This is a genomic window from Streptomyces sp. NPDC034670 (assembly GCF_055574875.1).
Genome location: NZ_JBVITR010000030.1, coordinates 59,286 through 71,863, shown reverse-complemented (window position 1 = coordinate 71,863; position 12,578 = coordinate 59,286). Strand labels below are relative to the sequence as shown.

General features: G+C 75.3%; 13 protein-coding genes. 7 read left to right on the top strand and 6 right to left on the bottom strand.

Annotated features, from left to right (window positions below; translation table 11 throughout):
* Positions 1-16 precede the first annotated feature (16 nt).
* Positions 17-901 (bottom strand): LysR family transcriptional regulator, encoded by an 885-nt coding sequence (locus ACZ56B_RS20355; RefSeq protein ID WP_468792059.1) that lies wholly within the window; start codon positions 899-901, stop codon positions 17-19.
* A gap of 127 nt (positions 902-1,028) precedes the next feature.
* Here ACZ56B_RS20355 and mgrA point away from each other — a divergent pair, with 127 nt between their 5' ends.
* The 3 genes from mgrA (at position 1,029) to ACZ56B_RS20340 (ending at position 5,129) form a co-directional block, all read left to right on the top strand.
* A complete protein-coding gene (gene mgrA / locus ACZ56B_RS20350) occupies positions 1,029-2,021 on the top strand; it encodes an L-glyceraldehyde 3-phosphate reductase (RefSeq protein WP_468792117.1) in 993 nt (330 codons plus the stop codon).
* A gap of 324 nt (positions 2,022-2,345) precedes the next feature.
* Positions 2,346-2,756, top strand: a complete 411-nt coding sequence (locus tag ACZ56B_RS20345; protein WP_468792056.1) for a hypothetical protein — start codon at positions 2,346-2,348, stop codon at positions 2,754-2,756.
* A gap of 51 nt (positions 2,757-2,807) precedes the next feature.
* Positions 2,808-5,129, top strand: coding sequence for an ABC transporter ATP-binding protein/permease (locus tag ACZ56B_RS20340; protein WP_468792053.1), 2,322 nt, complete (start codon positions 2,808-2,810; stop codon positions 5,127-5,129).
* A 106-nt stretch (positions 5,130-5,235) separates the two neighbouring features.
* On the opposite strand, the gene ACZ56B_RS20335 is transcribed toward ACZ56B_RS20340, so the two are convergent.
* The 3 genes from ACZ56B_RS20335 to ACZ56B_RS20325 all read right to left on the bottom strand — a co-directional run bounded on the left by ACZ56B_RS20335 (position 5,236) and on the right by ACZ56B_RS20325 (position 7,611).
* Complete coding sequence (locus ACZ56B_RS20335; RefSeq protein WP_468792050.1) at positions 5,236-6,501, bottom strand: streptophobe family protein; 1,266 nt, start codon at positions 6,499-6,501, stop codon at positions 5,236-5,238.
* Positions 6,502-6,598: 97 nt separating this feature from the next.
* Positions 6,599-7,027 carry a PRC-barrel domain-containing protein gene (locus ACZ56B_RS20330; protein WP_468792047.1) on the bottom strand — a complete coding sequence of 143 codons (429 nt, stop codon included), beginning with the start codon at positions 7,025-7,027 and terminating at the stop codon, positions 6,599-6,601.
* Positions 7,024-7,611: a PRC-barrel domain-containing protein gene (locus ACZ56B_RS20325; RefSeq protein WP_468792044.1), complete on the bottom strand. Its 588-nt coding sequence runs from the start codon at positions 7,609-7,611 to the stop codon at positions 7,024-7,026. The genes ACZ56B_RS20330 and ACZ56B_RS20325 overlap by 4 nt, the downstream gene beginning before the upstream one ends.
* Before the next feature lie 163 nt (positions 7,612-7,774).
* Here ACZ56B_RS20325 and ACZ56B_RS20320 point away from each other — a divergent pair, with 163 nt between their 5' ends.
* The gene (locus ACZ56B_RS20320) at positions 7,775-8,230 is read left to right on the top strand and encodes an ATP-binding protein (RefSeq protein WP_468792041.1); all 456 of its coding nucleotides are present in this window, start codon (positions 7,775-7,777) and stop codon (positions 8,228-8,230) included.
* A 107-nt stretch (positions 8,231-8,337) separates the two neighbouring features.
* Here ACZ56B_RS20320 and ACZ56B_RS20315 read toward each other — a convergent pair whose 3' ends face one another.
* Positions 8,338-9,225: an RNA polymerase sigma factor SigF gene (locus tag ACZ56B_RS20315; protein ID WP_468792038.1), complete on the bottom strand. Its 888-nt coding sequence runs from the start codon at positions 9,223-9,225 to the stop codon at positions 8,338-8,340.
* 296 nt (positions 9,226-9,521) lie between these two features.
* Here ACZ56B_RS20315 and ACZ56B_RS20310 point away from each other — a divergent pair, with 296 nt between their 5' ends.
* Positions 9,522-9,944: a helix-turn-helix domain-containing protein gene (locus tag ACZ56B_RS20310; protein WP_468792035.1), complete on the top strand. Its 423-nt coding sequence runs from the start codon at positions 9,522-9,524 to the stop codon at positions 9,942-9,944.
* A 260-nt stretch (positions 9,945-10,204) separates the two neighbouring features.
* Positions 10,205-10,687, top strand: a complete 483-nt coding sequence (locus ACZ56B_RS20305; protein WP_468792032.1) for a VOC family protein — start codon at positions 10,205-10,207, stop codon at positions 10,685-10,687.
* A 62-nt stretch (positions 10,688-10,749) separates the two neighbouring features.
* Here ACZ56B_RS20305 and ACZ56B_RS20300 read toward each other — a convergent pair whose 3' ends face one another.
* Positions 10,750-11,640: an aminoglycoside phosphotransferase family protein gene (locus ACZ56B_RS20300; protein WP_468792029.1), complete on the bottom strand. Its 891-nt coding sequence runs from the start codon at positions 11,638-11,640 to the stop codon at positions 10,750-10,752.
* Positions 11,641-11,800: 160 nt separating this feature from the next.
* Here ACZ56B_RS20300 and ACZ56B_RS20295 point away from each other — a divergent pair, with 160 nt between their 5' ends.
* On the top strand, positions 11,801-12,508 hold the full coding sequence (locus ACZ56B_RS20295) for a ribonuclease H family protein (RefSeq protein ID WP_468792027.1): 708 nt from the start codon (positions 11,801-11,803) through the stop codon (positions 12,506-12,508).
* Positions 12,509-12,578 lie beyond the last annotated feature (70 nt).

Genomic DNA, 12,578 nt, shown 5'->3' with positions numbered 1-12,578 from the left:
CGCGCATCGCCGCCGCTCACGCGCCCCCGTCGTCCAGCAGGGCCATCAGGGCCCGCGCCGCCGGGCTGGTGGCCCGCGGGGCCGGCACCAGGGCGACGGTCTCGTAGGCCGACTCGCCGGTGTCCCTCAGCGGCAGCGCGGCCAGCGCCTCGCGCTTGTGCCGGAAGTGGCGCGGCACGACGGCGACGCCCAGGTCCTCGTCGACGAGGTCGAGCAGGCTGTGCACGTCGTTCACCTCCAGGGCCACCGTGCGCCGCACCCCGGCGGCGGCGAAGGCGGCGTCGGTGGCGCGGCGCGGGCCCCAGTCGGGGTGGAAGTCCACGAAGACCTCACCGGCCAGGTCGCGCGGGGCCAGCGGCGCCCCGGCCCGCGCGAGGCGGTGGCCGGGGTGGCACAGCACGGTCATCGGCTCGCTGGTGAGCGGCACCGACCGCAGGTGGTCCGCATCCGTCTCGGTCCGGTAGGCGAAGGCGAGGTCCAGCCGTCCCGCCGCGACCTCCTCCGCGAGCGCGGCCGACCCCCACTGCCGCAGCCGGATCTCCACGTCCGGGTGGCGCCGCCGGAACGCCGCGAGCAGCCGCGCCACGTGCACTCCGGCGATGCACTGCTCGGCGCCCAGCGCGAGCGTGCCGCGCAGCACGCCCTGCACCGCGGCCACCGCCTCGTGCGCCGCCCGCACCTGCGCCAGGATCCGCTCGGCCTCCGCCAGCAGCGCCCGCCCCGCCTCGGTGAGCGTCACCCTGCGGGTCGTCCGCACGAACAGCGGCGTCCGCAGTTCGCGCTCCAGGGCGCGGATGGACGCGGACAGGCCCGACTGGGAGACCATCAGCCGTTCCGCCGCCCGGGTGAAGTGCTGGTCCTCGGCGACGGCGACGAAGTGCCGGAGGTGGCGCAGTTCCATGATTGAGAAGCGTATCCGCACGATCCCATCGGATTCTCCTGTTGGACCACTGCCCGCAGGTCACGGCAGAGTGGAACGGCGGTTCGACGGAACCGCCGAGTCATGTGCCAACCCCTCTGGAGTCGTGTTGTACACCGCACACCCCGACCGTTACGCGGACATGCCCTACCGGCGCACCGGACGCAGCGGCCTGAAGCTCCCCGCGCTCTCGCTCGGCCTGTGGCACAACTTCGGGCCGGACCGCCCGGCCGGGACCCAGCGCGCCATCCTGCGCCGCGCCTTCGACCTCGGCGTCACCCACTTCGACCTCGCCAACAACTACGGCCCGCCGCCCGGCGCCGCCGAGTCCGCGTTCGGCGAGGCGCTGAAGGCGGACTTCGCGCCGTACCGCGACGAGCTGGTGATCTCCACCAAGGCCGGCTACCTGATGTGGCCCGGCCCGTACGGCGAATGGGGCTCGCGCAAGTACCTGCTGTCCTCGCTGGACCGGAGCCTGGCCCGGATGGGCCTGGACTACGTCGACATCTTCTACTCGCACCGCTTCGACCCCGAGACTCCCCTGGAGGAGACGATGGGCGCCCTGCACACGGCGGTCCAGCAGGGCAAGGCGCTCTACGTCGGCGTGTCCAACTACTCCGCGGAGCAGACCCGCGAGGCCGCCCGCATCCTCGGCGAGCTGGGCACCCCGCTGCTGATCCACCAGCCGCGCTACTCGATGCTCGACCGCCGCCCGGAGGACGAGGGCCTCCTGGACGCCCTGGACGAACTGCAGGTCGGCTCCATCGCCTACTCCCCGCTGGAGCAGGGGCTGCTGACCGCCCGCTACCTCGACGGCATCCCCGAGGACTCCCGGGCGGCGGGCGACAGCCCGTTTTTGAAGACCGACGCCCTCACCGAGGAGCTGGTGGGCCGGCTGCGCACGCTGAACGAGATCGCCGCCTCCCGCGGCCAGACCCTGGCGCAGATGGCGCTGTCCTGGGTGCTGCGCGGCGGCCGGGTGACCTCCGCCCTGGTCGGGGCGAGCAGCCCGCGGCAGCTGGAGGACAGCGTCGCGGCCACCCGCGCCCTCGGCTTCGACGCGGAGGAACTGGCCCGCATCGACGCCGTCGTCAAGCAGTAGGGACCGCACGCGCCGGCGGACCGGCGGCCGCGCACCCCCCGCCCCCGAGGGGCGGGGCCGACCGCCTCGTGAGCCCCGGGGCCGCCGGCGCGTCCCGCCTCCGTACGGCCGCCGGCCGGCACGCGCGGCGTTTCGGCCACGGACGGCCGTGAATATGCCAGGAGAGTGGCCGGAAACACGTGGTGACAGTGTTTCAGCGGTGAACATACTCGACACGAGAGCGCTTCACACCGCGCGACGGCGCCCTCACGCACAGCACGCGAGCCACGGACGAGCGGCGAACCCGTTCGCCCGGCGGCGGGCAACGCAGCGGGGGAGGGGAACGTGCACGACGAATTCCTGTGCCACGTCACGGCCTACGGTGTCTGCGACGGCCGGCGCATCGGCGTACCGCTGGGCACCTACCGGGCGCCCACCCTGGCCCTCGCCCTGTGGTGGCTGCGCGACCGCGCCTCCTGGATCGCCGAGCGCCTCGACCCGCAGCCCGACGCCGAGCACTTACCGCCGGGCGCGCTCGTCCCCGTCGCCGACGGCGTGCCCGACGTGCCCGCCGTGCTGCGCGCCTGGTGCGGCGACGTCGCCCGGCAGGAGGAGGTGGCCGAGGCGCTGGCCGCCGGACGCCTGGTGCGCGTCGCCACCGGCGACGACACCACCGAGTACGAGCTGCTGGCCGAGTCCGTGGACGCCCTGCGCATGCAGCGCGCCGCCCGTTCACCGGGCGTCCCGGTCGCCTGACCCCCGCCCCCACGCCGGGCACCCGAACGGACCCGTCGGTAGAATTCAGACATGACGGAGCGGCCGGTCGCGCCGGAGCTCGTGCTGGAGACCGAGACCGGCTCCACCCGGATGACTCCGGTCCGCGACTACCACGTCGGACGTGACCCGTCGAGCGACATCGTCCTCGACGACGCCCGGGTCTCCTGGCACCACGCGGTGCTCCACCCCGAGGACGGGCACTGGACCGTCGAGGACGAGCAGAGCGCCCACGGCACCTACGCCGACGGCCGGCGCATCCGCACCGGAGAGGTCGGCCCCGGCAGCGTCATCCGCTTCGGCAGCCCCGACGACGGCCCCCGCGCCGTCCTCACCGCCCCCGCGCGCGAGCGGCCGTCGGCCGTCTCCCGCCCGGCCCTCACCCACACCTTCCGGCAGCCGGCCGCCGTACGGCCGCTGCCCACCCGCACCGTCCGCATCGGCCGGGCCCCCGACAACGACCTGGTCGTCGGCGACCTGCTCGTCTCCCGCTACCACGCCGAACTGCACGTCCACGCCGACGGCTCGTACGAGATCGTCGACCTCGGCAGCCACACCGGCACCTACCTCAACGGCGTACCGGTCGACCGGGCCGACATCCGCCACGGCGACATCGTCGGCGTCGGCCACTCCGACTTCAGCCTGATCGGCGACGAGCTCCAGCAGTACGTCGACACCGGGGAGGTCTCCCTCGACGTCCAGGACCTCACCGTCGTCGTCGACCGGGGCGCCACGCACCTCCTCGACCACGTCTCCTTCCCGGTGGGGGAGAAGTGCCTGCTCGCGGTCGTCGGCCCGAGCGGCTCCGGCAAGTCGACCCTGATGAACGCGCTCACCGGCCAGCGCCCCGCCGACCACGGCACCGTCCTCTACGACGGCCGCGACCTCTACCACGACTACGCCGAACTGCGCCAGCGCATCGGCCTCGTCCCGCAGGACGACATCCTGCACACCCAGCTGACCGTCCACGCCGCCCTGTCCTACGCCGCCGAACTCCGCTTCCCGCAGGACACCGCCCCGGCCGAACGCCGGGCCCGGGTCGACGAGGTGATGCGTGAGCTCGGCCTCGGGGAGCGGGCCCGCCAGCACGTGCACAGCCTCTCCGGCGGCCAGCGCAAACGGGTCAGCGTCGCGCTGGAGCTGCTGACCAAGCCGTCGCTGCTCTTCCTCGACGAGCCGACCTCCGGCCTCGACCCCGGCATGGACCGCTCGGTGATGCACATGCTGCGGTGCCTGGCCGACGACGGCCGGACCGTCATCGTCGTCACCCACAGCGTGCTCAGCCTGGACGTCTGCGACCGCCTCCTCGTCCTCGCCCCCGGCGGCAGGGTCGCCTACTACGGCCCGCCCGGCGACGCCCTCGCCTTCCTCGGCTTCGCCCACTGGCCGGAGGCCTTCGAGGCGTTCGAGCAGCAGAAGGACCGGGACTGGGCGGGGCAGTACCGGGACTCGCCCTTCCACCGGCGCTACGTCGCCGGGGCCGCCGCCCAGCCCCGGCGGCCCCGCGGGGAGCCGGTCGACGTGGGGCCCCCGCCCCGGGCCCGCGGCTGGGGCGGCCAGCTCCGCACCCTGGCGCGCCGCTACACCGCCGCCCTCGCCGCGGACCGCACCTTCCTCACCGTCATGATCGCGCTGCCGTTCGTGATGGGCGGCATGGCGCGGGCCCTCGCGGGCGACGAGCTGACCCGCAGGTCCGCCATGAACACCCTGCTCCTGCTGTGCGTCGGCGCGGTCCTCACCGGCGCGGCCAACGCGGTGCGCGAACTCGTCAAGGAACGGGTGATCTACCAGCGCGAGCGGGCCGTGGGCCTGTCCAGATCGGCGTACCTGATGTCCAAGGTGGTCGTGCTCGGCACGGTCACCGCGCTGCAGGCCGTGGTGCTGACCCTCGTCGCGCTGCTCGGAGTGGACCTGAACGCACCCGGCGGCGAGGGCGTGCTGATGCCGCCCCTCGCCGAGCTCACCGTCGCCGTCGCGCTGCTCGCCCTCACCGCGATGATGCTCGGGCTGCTGGTCTCCGCGCTGGTGCGCAAGGAGGAGGTGACGATGCCGCTGCTGGTGCTGCTCGCCATCGTCCAGGTCGTCTTCTGCGGCGCCCTGCTGCCGCTCGAGGGCGTGCTCGTGCTGGAGCAGGTGGCCTGGCTGGTGCCCGCCCGCTGGGGACTCGCCGCGATGGCCGGCACCATCGACCTGACCGCGCTCTCACCCGGCGACCTGAGCCGTGACGCGCTCTTCGCGCACACGGCGGACGCGTGGCTGCTCGCCGTCGGCATGCTGCTCGCCCTCTCGCTGCTCTACGGTCTGCTGGTGGCCCGCCTGCTGCGGCGCCACGAACCGGCCGTGATGCGGAAGTAGCGGACGGGGCGGACGGGGGACGGCGACGACGGCACCCGCCTCCGGCCACGCCCGCCCCGCGGCGGCGGCAGCCGGCCCGGCGCCCGGCCCGCGGGAGCGGCCCCGGTCAGCGGTCGCCCCCGCCCCGCCGGCGCACCCCCCGCTCCAGCAGCGCCCCCACGAACCCCGCGACCAGGCCCCACAGCAGGGCCAGGCCCAGCGTGCTCCACGGCCGGGGTCTCAGCAGCACCCGCCCGGAGAGCCCTTCGCCCAAGTCGCCGATGCCGAGCACGGACAGGCCGATCCGCGCGTCGACCCGGGCCACGAGGCAGATCATCAGCGCGGCGAGCGCCAGGGCCACCGCCATGCGCACGGCGTGCTGCCAGGGGCGGACCCGGGCCGGGGACAGCGCCGCCATGACGAAGGCCGCGGCCGGCAGCAGCACCGCGTCGGCCACCACCAGCCACCACACCCGGCCGTCGTGCTCGGCGAGGGTGCCCAGGTTCAGCGCGGTGACGTCCGGTGCGCGCAGCACCTCGTCCAGGACGTGCGGCATGGGCAGCCCGAGGGGCCCGTCCACCCTGCCGTCCCAGGTGGCGCCGAACCCGATGGTCAGCGCCGGCCAGGCCACGTTGGGCAGCCCGAGCAGGATCACCGCGAACGTCTCGGCCGGGTGCCCGCGCGTGGCGGCGACGGCCAGCGCGACGGCGAGGCCGATCACGACGCAGGCGAGCAGCAGCTGCACCGTCGCGTGCGCCGCGGGCCGCACCGACGCCCGCAGGTCCGGCAGCCGGCCCGGCAACGGTGCGTCGCGCGACACCAGCAGGGCCGGCACCAGCACCCCGGCCAGCCAGACCAGGCCGACGAGGACGGTGGAGGGGACGTCGGTGGAGAAACCGACCTCGGGTCTGATGCCGAACAGGTCACCGAGGTCGCCCAGCAGTCCCTCCCCGAGGGGGATCTCGAACGTGTGCCGCGCGGCGAGCGCCAGCCCGAGCAGCGCGAGCAGCCACAGGACGGCGATCCTCGCGGCCCACCCGGCCGGCTCGGGCGCCCCGGCGGCCGCCCCGTGCCGCAACGGGCGCAGGAAACCCCAGCCGACGACCAGCGCCCCGGCGAGGGTGACGGACAGCGGGACGACCGTCAGGCCGCCCTCCGCGCCGGCCAGCGCGCCGGCGTCCCCGGAGAGTTCCACGGTGCCCCCGACGGACGTGACCACGGTCGCCGCGACCACCCGGGGGAAGGCACCGTCCGGCAGGTCCGCGGCACCGGCCGCCCACAGCCCCAGCGCGGCCGCCGCACCCATGGCGACCAGTCCGCCGAGCACCGTGGCGAGGGCCTGCGCCCAGCCGTGCCGGGCGGCCGCCCGGTCGGAGAGGGTGGGTGGACTCACGCTGCCACGCTAAGCAGGGGAGACGGGCGCCGCCCGCCGGGAGGTCCGTCCGCGTCGGCCCGCCCCCGGTGCTCGGCCCCGGCCCGCCCGGGCCGCCTCAGCAGGGGTGCGGGTGACCGGTCCGTATCACCAGGGCGTGGTCGCCGAGCCCCAGCAGACGGCCGGCCGGCACCTCGCCGAACGTCGTGAGGACCGCCTCGATCCGGCCGTCGGCCGGGTCGAACGCCGCGTCGAGCACGGTGCCGCGCTCCTCACCGCACTCGGTGAGGACCCTGCTGCCCAGCAGCTCGCGGTGCGGCTCCCCGGACGGCCCGCCGTCCGGCGGGCGCACGGTCAGCCCGTCCGGGCCGGCGGCCACCGAGCCCAGGGCGAGCACGGTCTCCCCGCGCAGCCACCCGCGCCGTACCCGGACGTGCGTGACCGTCCGCGACGCCGCGTCGACCGTCAGCGCCCGCACGGTCCCCAGCCGGTCCGCGCCGCCCGCAGCCAGGACGGGCAGCCCGCGCACCCGGGAGAACAGCATCACGGCGGCACGCCCCTCCCGGAGCCGTGGCGGACGCGGGCCGTGGAGCCGGGCGGCCCGTCGGTGACGTGGGCGGCCGCGTGCGCGGGGATCACCAGCGTCCGGCCGGAGAGGCTCAGCGCCTCGCCGTGCGGCACGTACACGCGGTCCCGGTGGTGCCGGTGGTGCCGGGAGCCGCGCGCCGGCTCCCGGTGCGCGGCGAGCCGGAAGGCGACGACCCGGCCGCAGGTGCCGCCCTCGACGAGGACGTCGAGCACCGTGCCGACCGCGTCGCCCGCGTCGGTCACCACCTGCGCCCCGAGCAGCCGCCCGCGCAGGGCGTCCCGGCGCGCCACCGACGGCGGCACGTCGAGCAGCGCCTCCCGTCCGCGGACCATGACCGCGTGGTGGCCCAGGCAGTGCACCGCGGGCCAGGGCAGGTCCCGGGGCAGCGGTCCCGACAGCAGGTCCCGGCCGGTGAGGGTGAAGCCCGTGATCCGGGTGGCCGAGGCGTCGAACACGGTGTCCTTGACGTGGGCGAGGGCATCGCCGCCCAGTGTCACCACGGGCAGGGTCGTCAGGCTCCGCACCGCCACCGGCTCGTTCATGGCACGCCCTTCCCGCCGGGCCGGCGTCCGCCGCGCACCCGGCGGGACCCGGGTTCCCCGCCCGCCGGAGGCGAACACCGATCAGGGGGACTGCACCGCCGGACCCGGGGTACCAGGACGGGTGCAGGACATCCGGTCCACCCGGCTTCCCGGAGAGAAACGCATGATCCATCACCTGGACGGGGCAGTGATACCGACTGGTTTCGACGTGCCCGTGGAACCGCTGCGGCGGGCGGCACACTTCACCGGCGAGCCGGGGTGCATCGCCGAGGCGCGGGCCTTCACCGCCCTCTTCCTGGAGCAGCTGAGGACCGAGTGGTGCGCCAGGATCGACGAGCGGACCGACGGCGCGGCCCTGCTGGTGGTGAGCGAGCTGGTCACCAACGCGGACCGGTACAGCAACGGGCCGTACATCCTGGAGCTGGAGGGGACGGACAGCTCGCTCACGGTGGCGGTCTACGACAGCAGCTCCACACTGCCCCGGGTCTTCCCCCGCGACCCCCAGCGGGTCGGCCGGCACGGTCTGGAGATCGTACGGGCGCTGACCCGGGAGATCAGCGTGGAGCGGGTGCCGGTCGGCAAGCGGGTGCGCGCGGTCATCGACCTCGACGGCGACTGAGGACCGCGGGACCGCCTTCTCCACGCCCACCGGACACGCGGTGGCCGACGCCGCACGGACGCGGCCGCCGCCCCCGTCCGTGCGGCGGGGGCGGCGGCCGCCGACGGTCAGGCGCAGCCGAGTTCGCCCAGCATGCCTTCGCGCAGCCGGGCGATGATCCGCTTGATCAGGCGGGACACGTGCATCTGCGAGCAGCCCAGCCGTTCGCCGATCTCCGCCTGGGTGGCCTCCTCCACGAACCGCATGTGGATGATCTGCCGGTCGCGCTCGCTGAGCTCGGCCATGAGCGGGGCGAGCGCGTGGAAGTCCTCGACGAGCCGCAGCCCCTCCTCCTCCACGCCGATGAAGTCGGCGAGGACGGCCTCGCCGTTCTCGGGGCCGTCACCGGTGAGGGCGGCGTCCAGCGACGAGGAGTTGTACCCGTTCGCGGCGATCTGCCCCTCGATGACCTGGTCCTCGGTGATGTTCATCAGGGTGGCGAGCTCGGCGACGGTGGGCTCCCGGTCCAGCCGGCTGGCGAGCTCCTCGCGGGCCTTGGCCAGCTCGACCCGCAGCTCCTGGAGCCGGCGCGGCACGTGCACGGCCCAGGTGGTGTCGCGGAAGAAACGCTTGATCTCACCGACGATGTACGGCAGCGCGAAGGAGGTGAACTCCACCTCGCGCGACAGCTCGAACCGGTCGATGGCCTTGATCAGGCCGATCATGCCGGTCTGCACGATGTCGTCCATGTCGTCGCCGCGACCGCGGAACCGCCCGGCGGCGAACCGCACCAGGGACATGTTCATCTCGATGAGGGTGTTGCGCGCGTACTGGTACTCGTGCGTGCCCTCCTCCAGCTCCGCCAGGCGGCGGAAGAACTGGCGGGACAGCTCCCTGGCGTCGCGCGGGGCGACGGCTCTCGGATCCGCCACCCCGGGCAGGTTCCCGTCGCCCGTCCCGGCCTCGGTGTGCTCGTCGACGACCTGCGCCTGCGACCGGATCACGGCGGCCTCCATTGCCTCTCCCCACGAATGTCACGGCTGACCTGTGCCAGGGCCCTTCCGGGCTTGCGGGTACCCAGGTCGTGCGGACTCATTCCTCCGATGTTCCGAGCGGTCGTGAGGGCCCGGCGACCCGTACGGGACCGCCGGCCCCGGGGCCGCTCGTCACTCGTACGTCCGAGCGTACGGGGGAGGGGGGAGGAACGCACACGGCGGCCCGGGCCGTGTCCGCACACGCCGCGCCCGCCCCCTTCACTCAGGGCGGAACGCCGCTCCCTTCCCCCCGGGGCCGGGGTTCCTAGGCTGAGGGGATGACCCGACAGACACCGAACCAGGCCCGTGTCGTCCCCCTGCGGCCGGCGGCCGTCCCCCCGGGGCCCGCGCGCCCCGCCGCGCCGCCCGCCCCGTCCGCGCCCGCCCCCGCTTCCGGGGAACCGCTGTGGCGCCACCTCGTGGGCGACGTGCTGCGCGGGGAGCGGCTCGCCCAGGGGCGGACGCTGAAGGACGTCGCCGAAGCGGCCCGGATCTCGGTGCCGTACCTGTCGGAGGTGGAGCGGGGCCGCAAGGAACCCTCCTCGGAGGTCCTCGCGGCCGCCGCCCGGGCCCTCGGCCTCGGCCTCGGCGACCTGCTCGCCCGGGCCCACGCGGAACTGGTCCGTGCCACCGGCCCCCGGCCCGGGGCGGGCCGGGGAAGGCCGGCCTCCGCGCACGGCGGGCTCTGCCTGGCGGCCTGACGTCCCGCGCGAGCCGGCGCCCGGCCCTTGCGCGGGGACGCCCGCGCACCACCCGCCGACGGGCCCGGCTCCGCCGCCGCGAGCCGCGCGGCCGGTGGTGTGCGCCCGCGCGCGAGGGGCCCGGGCGGGCGGGTGACGGCGGCACGCGCGCGCGAGCACGGGACCGGGAGGCGCTCGCGAACCGGTCCGCCGTCCGCCGATGAGTTCTCCGGCGCGCAGGGGTCGACACCGATGACCGCGTTCCGCACCAGGAGGTACTCATGAGCACCGACGGATTCACCACGTGTCTCTGGTTCGACGGCCGGGCCGAGGAGGCGGCGGACTTCTACGTCTCCGTCTTCAAGGACTCGCGCATCGGCCGGGTCCTGCGGAACACCGAGTCCGCGTACGGCGCCACGGACTCCGTCCTCACCGTGGAGTTCACGGCCAATGGCCAGAGGTTCGTCGCGCTGAACGGCGGACCCGAGTTCACGTTCAGCGAGGCGGTCTCGTTCCAGATCGACTGCGACGACCAGGCGGAGGTCGACCACTACTGGGAGAAGCTCGTCGAAGGGGGTGGCGAGCACGGCCCCTGCGGCTGGCTCAAGGACCGGTTCGGCGTGTCCTGGCAGGTCACCCCCGCGCGGCTGACCGAGCTGATCGGCGACCCGGACCGGGAGAAGGCGGACCGGGCCATGAAGGCCATGCTGTCGATGGGCAAACTCGACATCGAGGAACTGGAGAAGGCGCACGCGGGGGAGTGACGACCGGGGCGGGCGGGACCCGGCCGGCGCGCGGCCGGCCCCGCCCCCGCCCGGGATCCCCGTCATCCCCGCTCGGCCAGGATCTCCCTGATCACATGGCGCGAGTTCGCCGCGAGCGGCGGATTGGTGTCCCAGTAGTACGGGAGCTGGATGAGCGAGATCGACAGCGCCCAGCCCCGCCCGCGCGCCCACTGGGCCCCGTCGGCGCCCACCGCCTCGCGGAAGACGCCGCGCACCTCGGCGGGCAGCAGGTTCCAGGCGACGATCAGGTCCACCGCGGGGTCGCCCACCCCCACGCCGCCGAAGTCGATCACCGCGGCCAGCCGTCCGCCGTCGAGCAGCACGTTCCCCGGCGACAGGTCACCGTGCGCCCACACCGGCGCACCGGTGTGCTCCGGAGCCCCCAGGGCCTCCTCCCACAGCGCCGTCACCGCGTCGGTGTCGACCCGCCCCGCCAGCCGTGCGATCGCCTCGCGCGTCGGGGCGTCCCGGCTCGCCAGGGGGACGCCCCGGTGGCACGCCGGCCCGTCCGCCGCGTCGAGCCCGCGCAGGGCGGTGACGAACGCGGCCAGGTCCCGGGCGAGCGGCTCGGGGTCGTCGAGCGCCCCCGCGACCGGGTTGGCGCCGTCCAGCCAGCGGTACACCGACCAGGGCCACGGGAAACCCTCACCGGGCCCGCCCCGCCCGAGCGGTTCGGGCACGGCGAACGGCAGGAGCGGACCGAGGCGGGGCAGCCACCGCTGCTCGTGCGCCACGCCCTCCACGGCGCCGGGATGCCGGGGGAGCCGTACCACCAGGTCCGGGCCGAGACGGAACATGGCGTTCTCGGTCCCCGACGACCGCAGCCGCTCCACCGGCAGCCCGGCCCACCGGGGGAACCGGCCGGCGACCAGCCGGCCGACCAGCGCGGCATCGACGTCCACCTCGTCGGGGTGCATCCTCACGGCACGCATGCCGTCCATCCCAGCGGCGGACGCGCGCCGTGTCGAACGGTTTTCACCCCGCCGGCCGGCCCGCGCGGACGTGCTCCCCGATCACGCGCGCGACCTCCCGGCGGGTCCCGGGCCGCTCCGCGCGGCGCCGGCCGTGCCGGGCGCACCGCCGGGCCGTGGCATGATCGGGCGCATGCGTGAACGTGTTGTGGCCGCGTGCGACGGGGCTTGCAAGGGAAATCCCGGGCCCGCCGGCTGGGCCTGGGTGGTGGCCGACGCCTCCGAGACCCCGGTCCGCTGGGAGGCGGGTGCGCTCGGCAGGGCCACCAACAACGTCGCCGAACTCACGGCGCTGGAGCGGCTGCTGACGGCGACCGACCCGGCCGTGCCGCTCGAGGTCCGGATGGACTCGCAGTACGCCATGAAGGCCGTCACCACCTGGCTGCCCGGCTGGAAGCGCAACGGCTGGCGCACGGCGGCCGGCAAACCGGTCGCCAACCAGGAACTCGTCGTCCGCATCGACGCCCTCCTGCAGGACCGCTCGGTGGACTTCCGCTACGTCCCGGCCCACCAGGTCGACGGCGACCGGCTCAACGACTTCGCCGACCGCGCCGCCAGCCAGGCGGCCACCACCCAGCAGGACGCCGGCAGCGAGCAGGGCTCGCCCGAACCGCCGCCGTCCCCGGACACCCCGCGGACCGGTGCCGCGAAGCGCGGGTCCGGCGCGGCCAGGGCGTCCCGGCCGCGCGGCGGCTCGTCGTCCCGCACGATCAAGGCGAAGTTCCCCGGCCGCTGTCCGTGCGGCCGTTCCTACGCCGCCGGTGAACCCATCGCCAAGAACGGCAAGGGCTGGGGCCACCCCGAGTGCCGGACCGCCGCGAGCGCCTGACCGGGCGCCGGGGAGCCGGCCGGCCCCCCGGCGGACGCGGTGAACGGCCCGTCCCCCGCCCGTCCGGCCG